The organism is Nitrospira sp. Ecomares 2.1 (assembly GCF_965152585.1).
The window spans coordinates 4427846-4445496 of record NZ_OZ224219.1 but is presented as its reverse complement, the minus strand read 5'-3'; the positions used below and the strand labels follow the sequence as shown (position 1 = coordinate 4445496).

Below are 17651 nucleotides of genomic sequence, written 5' to 3'. Positions count from 1 at the left end.
TTGCTATGGAAATGTTTCTCATGTCGTTTACAGTTTTTGTTCTCGCGATCTTCGTGGGCTTCGAGGTCATCACGAAGATCCCGCCCACTCTTCACACTCCTTTAATGTCAGGTTCTAATGCCATCTCAGGTATCACCTTAGTGGGAGCCATTGTTTCTACAGGAACCGAACTGTGGGTTACTACAGTTTTGGGTTTTCTGTCTGTGGTCTTGGCGAGCATCAATGTGATTGGTGGGTTTATGGTGACGAACCGAATGTTGGCCATGTTCAAAAAGAAGAATTAAAACTATATGTACGATTTTATTATAAATTTTTCTTACCTCGTTGCGTCCGTCCTGTTTATTTTTGGTTTGAAAGGGCTTACCCATCCTCGAACGGCAGTTCGCGGGAATCTTCTGGGTGCCTGTGGAATGCTGCTGGCCGTGATAGTGACCCTTACTGATCGACACATTGTCAGTTATGAGTACATTATTTTGGGAATGGTAGTGGGTGGCGCTATTGGAGCGGTGTTAGCGCTGCGCATAGAGATGACCTCCATGCCCGAGATGGTCGCCCTTTTAAATGGGTTTGGTGGCGCTGCCTCGATTTTTGTGGCTGGGGCCGCATTGATTGAAGGTTCTTCCTTAACAGATTCACCCATTCTTCAATTAACCATTGCCACAGCTGCATCAGGTTTAATCGGGGCCGTGACGTTTTGGGGTAGTTTGGTAGCCTTTGGAAAGCTGAAGGGACTGATCTCCGAAAACGCGGTATTGTTTTCCGGTCAACAGGTTATTAATTCAATATTGGCTGTGTTGGTGCTGGGATTAAGTATCGGGGTGGTCCTAAATCCTGAAAGCTTCTCGCTGTACTGGATGTTGGTTGGGGTGGCATCTATTCTAGGAATTTTGCTTGTGCTTCCTATTGGTGGTGCGGATATGCCTGTGGTGGTCGCATTATTGAATTCTTATTCGGGTTTAGCTGCCGCCGCAACAGGTTTTGTGCTTTCCAATAATGTCCTCATTATTACCGGTTCATTAGTCGGTGCGTCCGGGATCATCCTGACCCATATTATGTGCAAGGCCATGAACCGCTCGTTGACCAATGTTTTGTTTGGGGTCATGGGGCCTTCGGGCGAGGGCGGCCAAACTGCAGATGAAGTGTATGGCGGAAAAGTTAAGTCGGCATCTCCTGAGGAAGTTGCCTTGTTGTTTGATGCGGCGCGGCGAGTGGCCATTATTCCAGGTTACGGAATGGCTGTATCTCAAGCACAGCATCCGGTGGCAAGCCTTGCTGCGCTCCTTGAGAGCCGCGGAACAACCGTGGAATATGGCATTCACCCTGTGGCGGGAAGAATGCCAGGTCATATGAATGTGCTGATGGCAGAAGCCGATGTTCCTTATGATTCCCTAAAGGATATGGATGACATCAACCAAACCATCGATCAGGTTGATGTAGTCCTGGTTATTGGTGCCAACGATGTGGTGAACCCATTAGCCAGGACTGATCCAAGCAGTCCCATTGCGGGAATGCCTATCATTGATGTTGATAAGGCAAAGATTGTTGTGGTGATTAAGCGCAGCTTAAGCCCTGGTTTTGCTGGAATTCCTAATCCATTATTCGCCCTGGATAATTCTTTAATGTTATTTGGGGACGGCAAAAAAATGATATTGGATATTATTGCCGCCTTAAAAGACTCCTGAGTGCAGTCTTTTTAGGCAAAGCTATTGAAAACGCATAGTCTGTTGATTTTAAATTAAAATGTCTGAATATTCGAATTATTTTCGTCTTGCATAGGATTCCAACTCGTGATAGAGTGCCAGACTCGGTAGCAGGACACTGAACTGTAAAATGTTGATTTAATCTTTATGTTGAGGGAAACGTGGAAGTACGAGTTATCAATAACAACGTTGAAAAAGCATTGAAAGTTGCTAAGAAAAAGTTAGCGGCAGAGGGTTTATTTCGTGAATTGAAACGGCGCAGATTTTATGAAAAACCCAGCGTTAAGAAAAAGGGTAAAGAGCGTGAAGCTGCACGTCGTCGCCAAAAATGGCTTTCAAAGAATAGAATGTTTTAGCCTTCCAGTAACTATTTGCCTGCAACATCGCAATTTCTCCTCAATTTTTCTCTCAAAGTCTAATTAAAGGAAGATATGAATGAGGATGACAATCTTGTCTTCCTCAGCCTGGTTAAGAAGGCCATAAGGCCACTTCCTACCCCAATCCTTTGTCACCTTGCCGAACAAGATAGTGACCCTTTTAAAGTCCTGGTTGCCTGTGTTTTGAGCTTGCGCACTCGTGATCAAGTGACCGCCGAGGCTAGCAAGAGGTTATTTGCTATTTCATCCGACTCATTTTCAATGGCTCAAATGCAGGTGAAAAAAATAGAAAATGCCATTTTCCCTGTTGCATTTTATCGCGTAAAAGCCAGGCAAATTAAGGCATTAAGCCAAAAGATTTGCAAGGAATTTCACGGGAAAATTCCTGATACCATTGATGCCCTGTTATCATTGCCAGGAGTTGGGCGTAAAACGGCTAATCTGGTGATTACTTTAGCCTATAAAATGCCAGGAATTTGTGTAGATACACATGTCCATCGGATTTGCAATCGATGGGGTTTTGTTTTTACTGCTACCCCGGATGGAACAGAGCAAGCACTTCGTGGGAAGCTTCCTCGAAGGTGGTGGATTCCTCTCAATGGGATGTTGGTCCCATTTGGTCAAAACATATGCACACCAATCTCGCCGCGGTGCAGTACTTGTAGTCTAAGCCATTATTGTCCAAAAATTGGTGTTGTATCCAGACGTTAAAATTGAGGAATATGTCGGATGGGCGTATTTTTATTTGATCCAAGTCCTTTATAAACGATTCTTCATCCGCCTAATTGTGTTGTGCGACGATTGATCATAATGGAAGCGATTCAAAATGTTGGGAATTTAGAAAATTTAACCAAAAGAATTGGAACGGATTTGCGTTAGGGGTTCAATTGCCTATGCATTGGGTTATTTTTGAATATTGGTAGTTAAAATTGTTTGAAATAAATTAATGTTACCTTTTAATTATTTGTTACCAATTGGTATCTTAATTTGATTCAATACAATTTTTTAATAATTTTTTATATACTTTTCAAGCGTTTATGATTTTTTGTAAGTAGGATTTTAAGAATGGGAAATCATTGGAAGGAAATTGTGAATGTTACCATTTTGGATCAATTCATTTTCGCCAAAAGTCAGTTTTTGAATTTTTTGTAATTTAAACAAACACTTAGGAAATTTTTTTAATAATTAAAAAAGGTTCAAATCTTGCTTTTCCTGCTCTTAGTATATTTTTAACAAATCATTATTTAGGTTAAGTATTTTAATTGGGCAAATTTCATTCATGTAAAGGAGGTGATAAAGAGTTTTGAATTTAGATTGATGAATTAAATCATGGACTTAATGTCCTGCACTCACTTAGGAGGTGTAAGCAATGTTTCTTTCTAGACGGCAATTCTTGAAAGTTTCAGCGGGAACGGTAGCTGCAGTCGCACTGGCCGATAAGGCTCTGGCCTTAACGGCGTTACAGCCAGTCATCGAAGTCGGGAATCCTCTCGGCGAATATCCTGACCGTTCATGGGAGCGGGTCTACCACGATCAATATCGCTATGACAGTTCGTTTACCTGGTGTTGTTCTCCCAATGACACGCATGCCTGTCGGATCCGGGCGTTTGTCCGAAACGGGGTCGTCATGCGCGTGGAGCAAAATTACGATCACCAGACCTATGAAGATCTCTATGGTAATCGTGGGACGTTCGCGCATAACCCCCGCATGTGCCTGAAGGGGTTTACGATGCATCGGCGGGTGTATGGACCGTACCGGCTCAAGGGGCCCTTGATGCGTCGGGGGTGGAAGCAATGGATGGATGACGGGAGCCCGGAGTTCACGCCAGCCATTCAGACGAAATACAAATTTAATGCGCGGTACTTGGACGACATGTTGCGGGTGTCCTGGGATACGGCGTTTACCTATTTGGCGAAGGCCATGATCATCATCGCCAACCGGTATAGCGGCGAGGCCGGGGCCAGGCGGTTGCGGGAGCAAGGTTATCCGCCCGAGATGCTTGAGATGATGAAAGGCTCAGGAGTCCGGACTATGAAATTCCGGGCTGGCATGCCTGTTTTGGGAATCATTGGGAAAATGGGCATCACCCGGATGAATGGCGGCTGCGGTGCTCTGTTGGATAGTTGGGTGCGAAAAGTTGGGCCTGAGCATGCGCAAGGCGGACGCTACTGGAATAACTATACCTGGCACGGCGACCAGGATCCTTCCCAGCCCTGGTGGAATGGGACCCAGAATTGCGATGAAGATTTGAGCGACATGCGCTTTTGTAAATTTAACACCAGTTGGGGCAAGAACTTCGTCGAAAACAAGATGCCGGAAGCCCACTGGAAACTTGAATCCATTGAACGTGGTGCGCGTATTGCGGTCATTACCCCGGAATACAATCCGACGGCCTATCGAGCCGACTACTGGATTCCTGTGCGTCCAGAGTCTGATGCCTCTTTCTTTTTAGGGTCGTGTAAAATGCTTGTAGATGAGGGCTTGTTCGATGCGGACTTTTGTCGGTCCTACACCGATATGCCTCTCCTGGTCCGGACCGATACCCTGCAATATTTAGATCCGCGTGATGTGATTAAAGATTATCAGTTCCCCGATTTTTCCAAATCCTATTCGGGCAAAGTGCAGACGCTGAAACCGGCGGAAATCGCGCGGTTAGGTGGCCTCATGGTCTGGGATCTAAACAAGAATCAAGCGGTTCCCATTCATCGTGAATTGGTGGGGTGGCATTTCAAGAAGAGTGGCATTGACCCGGCCTTGACGGGGACGCACCGGGTGCGTTTGGTCAGTGGGCGGGAAGTGGACGTGATGCCGATTTTCCAAATGTATCAAGTCCATCTCCAAGACTATGATTTGGATACGGTGCATCAAATCTGTCGGTCTCCCAAAGATTTGATCGTGCGGTGGGCGCGTGATATCGGGACGGTCAAACCGGCTGCGATTCACAACGGGGAAGGCGTCTGTCATTATTTCCACATGACCCAAAATGGGCGGGCGGCGGCCTTGAACCTCATTTATACGGGGAATATTGGGAAATTCGGCAGCGGGTGTCATACCTGGTCCGGGAATTATAAGGCGGGAACCTGGGCGGCGACCCCGTGGTCAGGAGCCGGTCTTGGGGTGCATACCGGAGAGGATCCGTTCAATATTACGACGGACCCCAATGCCCATGGAAAAGAAGTAAAAGTAAAAAGTTACTACTATGGGGAAGAGGTTGGATACTGGAACCACGGCGATACGGCGTTGATTGTGAATACGCCGAAGTATGGTCGTCGGGTGTTTACAGGCAAAACACACATGCCGACCCCGAGTAAATTCCGGTGGGTGGCCAACGTGAATGTATTGAATAATTCGAAGCATCATTATGACATGGTCAAGAATGTGGATCCGCATAATGAATGTCTGGTGCATCAGGAAGTTGAGATGACGTCGGATGTCAACCATTTCGACGTGTCATTTGCGGTGAATACGTGGATGGAGTTTACCTATCCGGAGCATACGGCGACGGTGTCGAATCCCTGGTTCCAGGTGTGGAAAGGCGGCATCCGGCCGTTGTATGACACACGGAACGATTTGGATACGGTCGCGGGCGTCGCGGCTAAACTCACCGAAATGACGGGGGATGGGCGGTTCCGCGATTACTTTAAGTTTGTCTATGACAATCGCGTGGACGTGTATCTGCAACGGTTGTTGGATGCGGGCAACTGCTCCTATGGCTATAACGCGGATACGATGTTGAAGTCGGAAAAGGGCTGGATGGTCATGACCCGGACCTATCCTCGCGTCCCATTGTGGGAAGAAGTCAACGAATCGAAACCGCAGTGGACCCGTAGCGGACGGCTGGAGACCTACCGGGTGGAGCCGGAAGCCATTGAATATGGGGAAAACTTCATTGTCCATCGGGAAGGCCCGGAGGCGACCCCGTATTTGCCGAATGCGATCATGTCCTCCAATCCGTATATCCGGCCGGATGACTATGGGGTGCCGATCACGGCGCAACATCATGACGACAAAACCGTTCGCAACATCAGGTTGCCCTGGTCGGAAATTAAACGGTACGCCAATCCGCTCTGGGAGAAGGGGTATCAGTTCTATTGCGTCACTCCGAAGACCCGGCATCGGGTGCATAGCCAATGGTCGGTGAATGACTGGGTGCAGATGTATGAATCCAACTTTGGGGATGCCTATCGGATGGATAAGCGGACGCCAGGAGTTGGCGAGCATCAAATCCATATCAACCCCTCAGCGGCCAAAGATCGGGGGATCAACGACGGGGACTATGTCTACGTCGACGGCAACCCGGTGGACCGGCCGTATCGGGGCTGGAAGCCCAGTGACCCGTATTACAAGGTGGCGCGGTTGATGATCCGGGCGAAGTACAACCCGGCGTTCCCGTACCATGTCACGATGGCCAAGCATGCGCCGTATGTGTCGACCGCGAAGTCGGTGAAAGGGCATGAAACCCGGCCGGATGGACGGGCGATTGCGCTGGATACGGGCTATCAATCGAACTTCCGGTATGGAGCGCAGCAGTCGTTTACCCGCAGTTGGCTGATGCCCATGCATCAAACCGACTCGTTGCCGGGCAAACATCCCGTGGGCTGGAAGTTTAAATGGGGCTTTGCGATTGACCATCATGCGGTCAATACGACACCGAAGGAATGTCTGATCCGCATTACCAAGGCGGAGGACGGTGGTATCGGCGGCCGTGGACCGTGGGAGCCGGTCCGGACCGGGTTTACCCCAGGCCAGGAGAATGAGTTCATGATCAAATGGCTGAAGGGTGATCATATTAAGATTAAAGTGTAAGAACGTGTTCAGGGGAGCCTAAAGAAAGTAATTTCTTTGGGTTCCCCACTCGTTCACTTAGTATTTCAAACAACAGAAACGGAGGACGACAATGCCTGAAGTGTATAACTGGCAGTTAGGACGAAAGATGCTGTATCCGTATGAGGAGCGGCATCCGAAATGGCAGTTTGCGTTTGTCTTTAACATCAACCGGTGTTTGGCGTGTCAAACCTGCTCGATGGCGGACAAGTCGACGTGGCTGTTCAGCAAAGGGCAGGAATACATGTGGTGGAACAACGTGGAAACGAAGCCATATGGAGGCTATCCACAATTTTATGACGTCAAGATCACGCAGCTCATCGAGCAGGTCAATCCGGGCGGCCAGGTGTGGAACGTGCGGGTGGGCCGCAAGCACCATGCGCCGTACGGGGTGTTTGAAGGGATGACGATCTTTGATGCGGGGGCCAAGATCGGGCAGGCGGCCATTGGCTACATCCCGACCGACCAGGAATGGCGGTTTGTGAATATTTATGAAGACACGGCGACCTCGATGCGGGCGATCGTGGAAGGGGTGGATAAGACCGGGTTCACGAAAGAAGAGCCGTGGAGAATGCAGGGCAGCAGCTTGCCGGAGCATGAAACGTATTTCTTCTATCTGCAACGCATCTGTAACCACTGTACGTATCCGGGCTGTCTGGCAGCCTGTCCGCGGAAGGCCATCTACAAGCGGCCGGAAGACGGGATTGTGTTGATCGACCAGAACCGGTGCCGGGGGTACAAGAAGTGTGTGGAGCAATGCCCGTTTAAGAAGCCGATGTACCGGGGCACGACGCGGGTGAGTGAGAAGTGTATTGCGTGCTATCCGCGGGTCGAGGGCAAAGACCCGCTGACCGGTGGGGAGCCGATGGAAACCCGGTGTATGGCGGCCTGCGTGGGTAAGATCCGGTTGCAAGGGCTGGTAAAGGTGGGCGATGACGGGTTATGGGCGGAAGATCGCTGGAATCCGTTGTATTACGCCATCCGGGTGGAACAAGTGGCGTTGCCGTTGTATCCGCAATGGGGCACGGAGCCCAATGGGTTTTATATCCCCCCGCGACAGGCGCCGCGAGGCTACATCCGGCAGATGTTCGGGCCTGGAGTGGATAATGCGATAGAGAAGTATCTGGTGCCGAGCCGGGAGTTGTTGGCGGTGCTGCAGTTGTGGCGGGCGAGCCAACAGATCATCTTCCGGTATGACGTGATTCCGGGACCGAAAGTGTTTGAAACCCAAATCCATGGACGGAAGTTTGAGATGTACAACGACACGGTGTTGGGGTTCAACAAATCGGGCAAGGAAGCAGTGCGGCAGCAAGTGGAAGAGCCGATTTACATCCGCCCGGCGGAGCGGGTGAACTGGCTGTAAGCGGAAGCCCAGAGGGGAGACCGAAGAGCAGGGGGCGACATCTGTCGCCCCCTGCTTTTTTTATGGGGGAAACTGATCACTTTAATTTTTGGAAGACTATGTAAGTTGCGGACTAGCAGAATTGGTTTGAAATTGACATAGTTTCAGTCGAGATACCTGGTTTGGATTAAAGTGGGTTAAATTTTAGGTATGTATGAGGAATAAATTGAATATTATAATGTCAAAGATAAGGTTCGTACTTTAAAAACTACCAGGTTCGAAATTTCTTTTTTTCCAAAGAGCATTACATTAAAAAAGGGAAATGCCTGTAGATTCTGAAAGAATTAATTGATTCTGAATTCCCCATCAACCTTCTTCCTATTATTTATAATAAACTTGTATTAATAGTGCCGGGTTCAATGCTCGATTCCCATTGAAGGGTTTTATTTTTTAGCCGTAGGTTGAAAAGATGTAATGCTCCCGCGAAATCACGCCAACTGTAAGTCTTGTTGGTGCCGATATTGCTGAGGACTCAGGTACTGCAAAGCTTGATGAGGTCGCACCGGTTCCATCGCTATCCAGCCGTTGATCTTATGACGCGCTTCCTTAAATCTGCCAAAACGATGTTGCCAGACGCCCTCTTTTCTTTGAGACTTTGAAAAAACCGTTCAATGAGCCCATTCTTTTGCGGGGTGTATGGAGTAATAAACTCTTGAGCCAAACCGGAGGCTCGACATGCCTGTCGAAACCGCCAGATCTGAAAGATTAACCCGTTGGTCAGCCGATGCATCGCCGATCGTCTGACCTGGAGAAGACAACAGGCGGTTCGTTGCGAGATGTCCGGAATCGCGGCTCCCACGCGTCTGCCATCTCCCGCCCTAAGGGTACGGTTGTAAGGTCTTCCGTCACACGTCATTCTCGAACACGAACTCCCCAATCTTATATTTCAGTGTTTTGATCTGCTCTTCTTTCAGCACCTCCTCGTCCTTGGGCCGACGCCGCAAGCCATTTTCCGCCGCACGAATAAACTGGTCCTGCCAGCCTTTTACGTCCCTGACCGTCAGGCCATGTGGCCGGGCGGGTTCCGCCACCGATTCTTCCCTTTTCAGTACGAGTAAGACGAGAGCGGCTCGTCAATTTGCTGTTCAGCGTTCAATTGGTTCCTAGTGGCCCATGGCTTTCCTTCTTTAAGATCTGGGTGATGTCTTAAAGGTGGTCTCACTTTCAACGAGAGCAGTATAGAGATAAAGACTTTTGATCAGGATTTTCATGTAATTGTAGAATATTTTCCCATTTTTTATTCTGTTTTAATTGAAATTTTAAGGAAGTATAGAGGTCAGTCAGAGGAATGACATGAATATTTTTAATTTTTGGCTGTTTGGCGCCTATTTCCTAGAAATAGACTCGGACAGGATTTGGTGGTTAGAGTGGGTCAGGACGAATGTGCAAACATTTTTGACGTACAGGGAAATTTTGCAAATATTGTGGTAAGAAAGTTGGCAAAAAGGTTTTGATATACTGGGGACCCCTGATACAATTATATATTAACCACATGAAAATGTTGATTTCTTTGCCGTTCACTTCAGTGAAGGGTTCTTAAAAACGTGACGAAACTTTCAAAAACCATAGAAGATCTCCCCTTTTCTGCCCAAGCTGTTTCTTTTGGTGAAATCATTAAAAATGGGGAAATTCCGAAACAATATTTGGACAGTGAGTATATTATGCATCAATTTGTGGAACGTCTGGTTCACTATGTCCTAAGTGTTCCGCAAGGCAAATTTTCAATGCCGGAATTGGGGAAACTTTTGGAGAAAATGGAGCCGACCCACCAGGTTTTCTTCTTTAAACGTCTCAAAGAAAATAGTCCCAACAGCCTGAAACAATTTGCTCCCTTATATTATGGGTTTATGGCCGAATTTCATCCTCTATTATTTACTTGAGAGATACCGGGAACAATAAAAAGTATCCTCATTGCACAATTAAAATGAAAAAATCCTAGAAGGATTATGAATAGCAGTATATAATCGAAGAGAAAGTACAACAATTTTTTTGTGAGGAACGGATAATGAATTCAATTTTACATCGTGCCGTGGCGAGTTTTTACAATCTCATTTATGAAGGGCAAGCATTTGCCTCAACCATGGCCCGAATCGACGCAGCTGAACAAGAAAGGTATTTTGGTCGGGTAGAAGGGCTCAATTGGGTCCTGGACCGATGTCAAGAATTAGAGGATGTGGATATGAATCTGACTACGGCCTCTCTTCAGAAGCTTTTAGGGGACGTCAAGTCAGATCTGGAACACGAACTCTCCATACAACGCAGGGAAAAGGGGCGCCGTGCTGATGGGAGAGAAGAAGCGCTAATTTTTGTAACTGATTACCTGATCAGCTTGATCACTGCCACGGAAATCGAATCAACGAAAAGCCCTGTGTAATTGCCTACCTACCAGTTGGGCCATTAGTGGGATGGTCCAAACTGCTCTTTGTACTCGGAACTAGCATGGGGTTGTCTCGAAAAACAATGGTCCGTGAATGGATTATCTTAGCCCTCTGTTTAGGGTTAGGAGCTCATGTGGCCTTGGGCTTTCTCTTGCATGGAGGACAGAATTGGCCGATTGAATCGTATGGATACTATGGGATTTTTTTTGGTGTGTTTATCTATGTTGTAGTCCAGATTGGTCGATCGCTATGGTGGGTTAGAAAAGGCGGTCGGAGCACTCAAGGTTCATAAAAAGTCCATTCCACAAAAACAATTACGGCTTTTTTGCAGAATTTGTGGGGCCTTGGCCTTAGATGGATGAAAGATCAGATTTCTCTAAGATGATGCCTTCTTCAATAAGCATAATGGGAATTTGATCGCGGATAGGGTAGGCTACTGTTCTATCTGTTCGAAGGAGTCCTCCATCGATTTGTTCAGTGACGGGTCGCCCTCCCTTAGTCTTTAATTCTCCTTTTGAAATCCGTTTATTCAGTCGTTCCACAATCGTTTGGTCCAATAGACACACCTCTTGCTTGGTCTCTGGACAACAGAGAATGGCCAATAGGTCAGCAGCAATCTCGCCTTTTCCTGTGGATGTGTTTTCAGGTCGCACTCTATGGCTCCTTTCAATACGTACCAATAAATTGATTCACTTTTTTCATTAGAACAGTAGCACCCACCTTCGTTTGTAGCAAGAAATTCTCAGGAAATTCGGAATCGTGAGCAATCCGCAGTCGCGCCGCTGGTGCTGCGGAGTGGGTAGGTTTTTGCTAGACTGCTCTCAATTTCAATGACCGCCCTATTTTCATTGTATGAATGGACTTTCTGACCATACCTTCAAGCGGAATTTCCTTACCGGCTTATTTCTAATTATTCCGGCATGGGGAACGTTATTAATCCTCTATACGCTACTCGAAGCCTTAGAACATATGACGGTAGACATTGTGTGGGCCTTATATGGAGTGAGGATTCCCGGGTCAGGGATTACCTTTTTTTGTCTTCTGGTCCTCTGGGTGGGCATGGGAACGACCCATTTACTTGGCCAGCGGATTCATCGAAAACTAGAAAATTCTTTAGAGCGGATTCCATTCGTGCGTAGTATTTACTATACCCTAAAAAGTATGGCGGATGTCATCAAGTTCCGTGATCGGTTTGGTCAAAGCAAGGTCGTCGCATTTCCGTTTCCTCGTGACGGGCTTTGGGCTTTAGGTTTTGACATGGGATTACCCCCACATAAGCTGCAAGTTGCTCCCGAAGGACCTCTCATGATGGTCTTTGTTCCGACAGCAATCCATCCCTTTACCGGCTATCTGGCCTTTGTCCCAGAAGGAAGCGTAAATCGAATTCAGTTGCGCCCGGAAGAGGCCATGAAAATGGAGTTTTCTGCCGGACTCTATCGTCCCCAACCGGGATGGTTATCAGCAGCAAACTTTGCGAAGAAGGATACTTAACCTGTCAGCAGAAGTGAATAAACCATCCCCAGTCTTTATCAGGCGAGCAACGATGTCTGACCTGAATACTATTGTAAATTTCAATATGGCTTTAGCCAAAGAAACTGAAGATCGAACGTTGGATGTGCAGGTTCTTGAGTCTGGTGTAAAGGCACTTCTTAAAGATGCTGGTAAGGGATGGTATGCGGTTGCAGAAAAGTCTTTTCAAAGTGGCCGACTCATTGTAGTTGGACAGATATTGATTACCTTTGAGTGGAGCGATTGGCGAAACGGGAATTTTTGGTGGCTTCAAAGTGTGTATGTGCATCCAGACCAGCGCCAACAGCATATTTTTCGGCAACTTTATGAATACGTGGAAGGCCAAGCCCATTTGAACCGTGAGCCCATTTGCGGATATCGTCTTTATGTGGAAGAGAAAAATATTCAAGCCCACCAAACCTATGCCAAACTTGGATTTCAAGAAACTGCCTACCATATGTATGAGAAAGAATTTTCCTGGACTTCTCCGTCATTTCCCCAATCAATCGTATAAATGCATTTTCATTGTTATGGGCAATTGGGCTTGAGAACAGGTAGGACTGGCAATATGCGTTTGTTCAGATGGCGTCAGGGCGTAAAGACCTGCCTTTTTTGCATAGTAGGGCTGAGCTGGGCATGGTTCCCCCCTGCGGTATTGGCCAACCCTTCGGCCGCCCTGATGGAGTTAGAACCCCGTCCACATGTGAGAGATCTTGGGATTACCATCGGCCGGTATTCTCCTGGCGAAATGAATGCCATCACGGACGTCCAAGGGGTCAAGGTGGGGCATGTCACCATCTATGAAGGCAATGGAGCCTTGCAGGTAGGTCAAGGCCCTGTTCGGACTGGTGTGACTGTTATTATCCCGCGTGAAGATGTCTGGCATCACAAAGTTCCAGCTGGAGCGTTTGTGTTAAATGGGACAGGGGAAATGACGGGGTTAGCGTGGGTGACGGAATCAGGGTTTTTGGAATATCCCATTGCATTAACGAATACGTTGAATGTCCCTCGTGTGGCAGATGGTGTCATGAGCTGGATGATGCAACGTTATCCCGGTATTGGGATATCCGATGATACCCTCACTCCTGTTGTGGCTGAATGCGACGATAGTCGACTGAATGATAGCCAGGGAAGGCATGTGTCTCCGGAAGATGTGGTCCGCGCCCTGGAGACTGCCTCGATAGGTCCTGTTCCAGAGGGGTCGGTCGGGGCAGGGACGGGGATGGTGTCCTATCAATTTAAAGGAGGGATTGGTACCGCCTCTCGAATACTTCCTTCCGAAGAAGGAGGATATCGTGTCGGGGTGTTGGTGAATGCCAACCATGGTCGTCGGCATGAATTCATGATCTCGGGAGTACCTGTGGGCCAAGTCTATGATACGGACCTGGCAACCGTTTCCCAACAAAACTCGCAAGAATCGACCATGGCGACTCCTGGCGAAATCCCAGCAGATTTCCCGCAAAAACGACAGGACAGCGGATCCATCATAATCATCATTGCGACGGATGCTCCCCTCGATGCACGTCAACTGTCCAGGCTCTCGCGCCGGGCTACCATAGGATTGGCACGAACCGGGTCAATCTCCCATCATGGCAGTGGAGATTTTGTTTTGGCGTTTTCCACCGGTAATGTCATTCCTCATTATCCGGAAGAACGGACATTTTTTATGGCCCATCTTGCTGATACACATATAAACCCCTTGTTTCAAGCCACCGTGGAGGCCACGGAGGAAGCCATTCTCAATGCCTTATTGCAAGCTACAACGGTTACCGGGAGAGATGGACGAAGGTTTGAGGCGATCTCGATTGACCGACTCCGTTCGATTTTAAATGTTTATCGCCCCCCAACTCGGTAAGCGACCAACCTCTAGAGTGGATTTTCTATGGTCTTATGGGAACTGCCTGAAATGAGGGCGAAATTCACCAACCTTTCCGCATGGACATCGTTTGGCGGGGATTGCTAGACTCAAATCCGATTTAATTACGATGCAGTGTCATGTTGCCCTTTCCCAAGAATCTCATCCTGAATTGGCCGCTCATGCGGTGGCAGCATCAGTGCATGAGGCGTTAGGCGAAGCAGGGTGTCATCTCGCATTTGTCTTTTTTTCCCCCCACTTTTCCTCAGACATCCAGCGCATGGTCGAAATCATCCATGAGAACCTTCGTCCTCAGACATTGGTGGGGTGTATGGGGCAAGGGATAATTGGGGCCGATCAAGAGATAGAAGAACATCCAGGTCTGGTGCTCTGGGGTCTTAGAAGTACCGACATGCGAGTGGTCCCATTCATGTTAACGCCGAAGATAGAGGGTGAGGTGGCTTCACTAGAGGGCTGGCCGGTTGGATTAGAATCCACTCCCCATCCGTACACGTTTTTCCTCTTTGCCGACCCGTTTTCTACCCCCATTGATGAATTATTGTCCCTGTTGGAAGAACAGGCCCCTGGCTCGTCCGCGATTGGAGGTATTGCCAGTGGGGTCATGGATGTCGGGGAAAGCCGCCTGGTCTTTAATCGGGACATTATTGGATCGGGGGTGGTCGGAGTGGCTGTTCAGGGTGGAGTAGAAATCCGGACAGTGGTGTCCCAAGGGTGTCAACCTATTGGGGAACGTTACGTTGTGACCAAGGTCGATCAGAATGTCATTCAGGAGTTGGGAGGAATCCCCCCATTGGAACGGTTGGAATCCACTTTAAAATCATTGGATGAACACGAACAACAACAAGCAGCACACGGACTGCAAGTGGGCATTGCCATGGATGAACATCGACCGGAATTTGGTCAGGGGGACTTTTTGATTCGCGGCCTGTTAGGAGCCGATCGACAATCCGGGAGTCTCGCTATCGCGGATTTTGTCCAGGAGGGCCAGACGATTCAGTTCCATGTTCGGGATGCTCATGCAGCGAGTGAAGACTTCCATTTACTCCTATCCAAGGAACGGGTGACTCATCCGGACAGTCCGCCTAAGGGCGCGTTGTTATTTAGTTGTAATGGGCGTGGGCGGCGATTTTTCGAAACTCCCCACCATGACGTGGTCACTCTGCAACACCAGATGGGGGCCATTCCCATAGCGGGGTTTTTTGCAGGTGGAGAAATTGGCCCCGTGAGCGGGAAGAATTTTTTGCATGGCTATACGGCCAGTCTGGCGCTGTTTTATGAAGAAGTGTCTCGCCCCTCAAAAATGGACATGACATCGGATACGTTCAACACTAGCAAAGAGAGAGGTTCATGAAAAACGGTATGACGTTACAATCAGGTCTTCGATTACCCGTATTCATTATAGGGTCTTGGATCATTCTCCTCATCATATTTGTTTTGAATCCCCTGTCCGGAAAAGCCGCGGAAGAAACGATGGTGACCACGACGTCTGGATTACAGTACGTCGATCTCGCTCCTGGCTCCGGGCGCGAAGCCCATGCGGGAGAAACCGCAATAGTCCATTACACGGGGACGCTTACGGACGGAACAAAATTCGATAGTTCGAAAGATCGGAACGAACCCTTTTCATTTCGTTTAGGAGCCGGCCGCGTGATTAAGGGTTGGGATGAAGGGGTCGAAGGTATGAAAATCGGTGGTATCCGCAAATTAGTCATTCCGCCTCAGTTGGGATACGGTTCCAGAGGAGCTGGATCAGCTGTTCCCCCCAATGCAACCCTCATTTTTGAAGTCGAACTGCTCGATCTGCGTTGATGGACGAAACCCCGCTCGCTCACGCCCATCGGGCGCTCAATGCCAAGCTGGTGGATTTCGCCGGATGGCTCATGCCACTCCAATATACCGGTGTCCTTGAGGAGTACCACGCTGTCAGGAAAGCGGCCGGTTTCTTTGATGTCAGTCACATGGGACGCATCGAGATATCAGGAGATCAGGCCGAAGCCTTTCTGCAATGGATCAGTACCAATGACGTGAGCCGTCTCCAGATAGGGCAGGCGCAATATGGCATGGTTTGCCAATCTTCAGGGGGCATTCTCGATGATGTGTTTGTCTATAAAACCGGGTCATTCACCTTTTTGGTTTGTGTCAACGCTTCCAATCGGGAGAAGGTACTCCAGTGGTTCATAAAGCACCAGCCGGAAAAATTTCCTGGAGCAATTGTTCGTGATCGATCGGAAGAACTGGCCCAAATTGCGATCCAAGGTCCCGCATCAAAAGCTATCATGCAAAAACTCCTGGGGGCACAAATCGACGGCCTGAAGCCCCGTAGGTGTTTGGCCCTGGAGGGAATGGAGTTTTCCGGTTTGCTGAGTCGGACGGGATATACCGGAGAGCTTGGATATGAGTGGTATGTGCCGGCGGCGCAAGCGTCCCTCGCGTGGGATCGATTACTGAAGGCCGGCGCAGAATTCGAAGCCAAACCCGCAGGATTAGGGGCGCGAGATCTTTTGCGGTTGGACGTGGGCTACTTGCTGTATGGTAACGATATGGATGAGAACACCTCGCCACTGGAGGCCAATGCCGAATGGGTGGTGGCCTGGGATAAAGGTGAGTTTCAAGGACACCTCGCGTTAGGCAAGCAAAAAAAGGTTGGCCTCACCCGTCAGCTTGCTGCATTCGAAATGGTGGAACGCGGCATTCCCCGCCACGACATGGCTATTTTCAGCAATGGGCAGTCGGTGGGCAGGGTCACCAGTGGAAATTTTTCACCAATTTTACAAAAAGGGATTGGCTTAGGATATGTGCCCCCTGCGCTGTGCAAAGAAGGAATGTTGCTCGAAATCGACATTCGTGGAAAACGGGTACAAGCCAAGATTGTCACACTCCCGTTTTACAAACGTCCAAAAACCTAAAACCTCATAATGAGTGAAACGGGAAACTCTTTGTCGACGGAACACATCTACGCCGGAAAAGTCTTAATACTCAATCGCGAAACCGTGATTTTGCCCAATGGGCAGTCCACCCAATTGGAAATCATCCGCCATCCTGGCGCCTCGGCCGTCGTGCCGATTAAAGGTGACGGTACCGTCATCCTCATTCGGCAATTCCGTCATGCGGCTGGGGGATTCATTTATGAAATCCCAGCAGGCAAACTTCATCCTCAGGAAGACCCCCGCCTCTGCGCTGCACGAGAGCTGGAGGAAGAGATTGGGTATCAGGCCGGTCAGTTGGAGTTGCTTACCAGTATTTGGACCGCTCCAGGATTTACGGACGAAGTCATCCATATCTATCGCGGAACGGATCTGAAGCCTGGCCGTCAACATTTGGATGAGGATGAAGTGTTGGAAGTGGTGGAATGGCCGCTCAAAAAGGCGATGGCCGGCATTCAGGACGGCACCATTCGTGATGCCAAAACCATCATTGGTTTGCAGCTCGTATTTCTAGCCTCCCATTCTCAAGCGGGCTAACCGATTCCAGATTGATGGGAGAAGTGCGAATTCCTCACGTTGGTTACACCTGCCTCACAAGAGTAAGAAATCTCCAGAACGCTGTTTAATCCCGCAGTTCAACTTTTGAAAAACCAGGTATCT

At 48.6% G+C, this 17651-nt stretch carries 19 protein-coding genes; 16 read left to right on the top strand and 3 right to left on the bottom strand.

Going from position 1 to position 17651, the window contains the following annotated elements; translation table 11 throughout:
- Positions 1 to 5 precede the first annotated feature (5 nt).
- The 6 genes from ACWHYD_RS19535 to ACWHYD_RS19510 all read left to right on the top strand — a co-directional run bounded on the left by ACWHYD_RS19535 (position 6) and on the right by ACWHYD_RS19510 (position 8265).
- Positions 6 to 284 (top strand): proton-translocating transhydrogenase family protein, encoded by a 279-nt coding sequence (locus ACWHYD_RS19535; protein WP_447963677.1) that lies wholly within the window; start codon positions 6 to 8, stop codon positions 282 to 284.
- A gap of 6 nt (positions 285 to 290) precedes the next feature.
- Complete coding sequence (locus tag ACWHYD_RS19530; RefSeq protein ID WP_447963676.1) at positions 291 to 1682, top strand: NAD(P)(+) transhydrogenase (Re/Si-specific) subunit beta; 1392 nt, start codon at positions 291 to 293, stop codon at positions 1680 to 1682.
- Between the two features lie 179 nt (positions 1683 to 1861).
- Positions 1862 to 2056 carry a 30S ribosomal protein S21 gene (rpsU, locus tag ACWHYD_RS19525; protein WP_312645163.1) on the top strand — a complete coding sequence of 65 codons (195 nt, stop codon included), beginning with the start codon at positions 1862 to 1864 and terminating at the stop codon, positions 2054 to 2056.
- A 75-nt stretch (positions 2057 to 2131) separates the two neighbouring features.
- A complete protein-coding gene (locus ACWHYD_RS19520; protein ID WP_447963675.1) occupies positions 2132 to 2788 on the top strand; it encodes an endonuclease III domain-containing protein in 657 nt (218 codons plus the stop codon).
- 658 nt (positions 2789 to 3446) lie between these two features.
- On the top strand, positions 3447 to 6884 hold the full coding sequence (locus ACWHYD_RS19515) for a molybdopterin-dependent oxidoreductase (RefSeq protein ID WP_447963674.1): 3438 nt from the start codon (positions 3447 to 3449) through the stop codon (positions 6882 to 6884).
- Positions 6885 to 6975: 91 nt separating this feature from the next.
- Positions 6976 to 8265 (top strand): 4Fe-4S dicluster domain-containing protein, encoded by a 1290-nt coding sequence (locus ACWHYD_RS19510; RefSeq protein ID WP_447963673.1) that lies wholly within the window; start codon positions 6976 to 6978, stop codon positions 8263 to 8265.
- 553 nt (positions 8266 to 8818) lie between these two features.
- Here the strand turns inward: ACWHYD_RS19510 and ACWHYD_RS19505 are convergent.
- Positions 8819 to 9103 carry an integrase core domain-containing protein gene (locus tag ACWHYD_RS19505; protein ID WP_447963672.1) on the bottom strand — a complete coding sequence of 95 codons (285 nt, stop codon included), beginning with the start codon at positions 9101 to 9103 and terminating at the stop codon, positions 8819 to 8821.
- A gap of 46 nt (positions 9104 to 9149) precedes the next feature.
- On the bottom strand, positions 9150 to 9335 hold the full coding sequence (locus tag ACWHYD_RS19500; RefSeq protein ID WP_447963671.1) for a hypothetical protein: 186 nt from the start codon (positions 9333 to 9335) through the stop codon (positions 9150 to 9152).
- Positions 9336 to 9848: 513 nt separating this feature from the next.
- On the opposite strand from ACWHYD_RS19500, the gene ACWHYD_RS19495 reads away from it, so the two are divergent.
- The 3 genes from ACWHYD_RS19495 (at position 9849) to ACWHYD_RS19485 (ending at position 10974) form a co-directional block, all read left to right on the top strand.
- The gene (locus ACWHYD_RS19495) at positions 9849 to 10184 is read left to right on the top strand and encodes a hypothetical protein (RefSeq protein ID WP_447963670.1); all 336 of its coding nucleotides are present in this window, start codon (positions 9849 to 9851) and stop codon (positions 10182 to 10184) included.
- A gap of 125 nt (positions 10185 to 10309) precedes the next feature.
- Positions 10310 to 10678, top strand: coding sequence for a hypothetical protein (locus tag ACWHYD_RS19490; RefSeq protein ID WP_442430090.1), 369 nt, complete (start codon positions 10310 to 10312; stop codon positions 10676 to 10678).
- Between the two features lie 65 nt (positions 10679 to 10743).
- Positions 10744 to 10974, top strand: a complete 231-nt coding sequence (locus tag ACWHYD_RS19485; RefSeq protein WP_447963669.1) for a hypothetical protein — start codon at positions 10744 to 10746, stop codon at positions 10972 to 10974.
- Between the two features lie 58 nt (positions 10975 to 11032).
- On the opposite strand, the gene ACWHYD_RS19480 is transcribed toward ACWHYD_RS19485, so the two are convergent.
- Positions 11033 to 11335: a Trm112 family protein gene (locus tag ACWHYD_RS19480; RefSeq protein WP_447963668.1), complete on the bottom strand. Its 303-nt coding sequence runs from the start codon at positions 11333 to 11335 to the stop codon at positions 11033 to 11035.
- A gap of 199 nt (positions 11336 to 11534) precedes the next feature.
- On the opposite strand from ACWHYD_RS19480, the gene ACWHYD_RS19475 reads away from it, so the two are divergent.
- From ACWHYD_RS19475 to ACWHYD_RS19445, 7 genes are all read left to right on the top strand, one after another.
- Positions 11535 to 12173, top strand: coding sequence for a DUF502 domain-containing protein (locus tag ACWHYD_RS19475; RefSeq protein ID WP_447963667.1), 639 nt, complete (start codon positions 11535 to 11537; stop codon positions 12171 to 12173).
- Between the two features lie 52 nt (positions 12174 to 12225).
- Entirely contained in the window at positions 12226 to 12705 is a 480-nt protein-coding gene (locus tag ACWHYD_RS19470; protein ID WP_447963666.1) for a GNAT family N-acetyltransferase, read from the top strand.
- A gap of 54 nt (positions 12706 to 12759) precedes the next feature.
- The gene (locus ACWHYD_RS19465) at positions 12760 to 14046 is read left to right on the top strand and encodes a DmpA family aminopeptidase (RefSeq protein ID WP_447963665.1); all 1287 of its coding nucleotides are present in this window, start codon (positions 12760 to 12762) and stop codon (positions 14044 to 14046) included.
- Between the two features lie 130 nt (positions 14047 to 14176).
- A complete protein-coding gene (locus tag ACWHYD_RS19460; RefSeq protein WP_447963664.1) occupies positions 14177 to 15418 on the top strand; it encodes an FIST signal transduction protein in 1242 nt (413 codons plus the stop codon).
- A gap of 119 nt (positions 15419 to 15537) precedes the next feature.
- The gene (locus ACWHYD_RS19455; protein WP_447965899.1) at positions 15538 to 15876 is read left to right on the top strand and encodes an FKBP-type peptidyl-prolyl cis-trans isomerase; all 339 of its coding nucleotides are present in this window, start codon (positions 15538 to 15540) and stop codon (positions 15874 to 15876) included.
- The gene (gcvT, locus tag ACWHYD_RS19450; RefSeq protein ID WP_447963663.1) at positions 15876 to 16973 is read left to right on the top strand and encodes a glycine cleavage system aminomethyltransferase GcvT; all 1098 of its coding nucleotides are present in this window, start codon (positions 15876 to 15878) and stop codon (positions 16971 to 16973) included. The genes ACWHYD_RS19455 and gcvT overlap by 1 nt, the downstream gene beginning before the upstream one ends.
- Positions 16974 to 17003: 30 nt before the next feature.
- Positions 17004 to 17528 carry an NUDIX hydrolase gene (locus ACWHYD_RS19445; protein ID WP_447963662.1) on the top strand — a complete coding sequence of 175 codons (525 nt, stop codon included), beginning with the start codon at positions 17004 to 17006 and terminating at the stop codon, positions 17526 to 17528.
- The last annotated feature ends 123 nt before the right edge of the window (positions 17529 to 17651 follow it).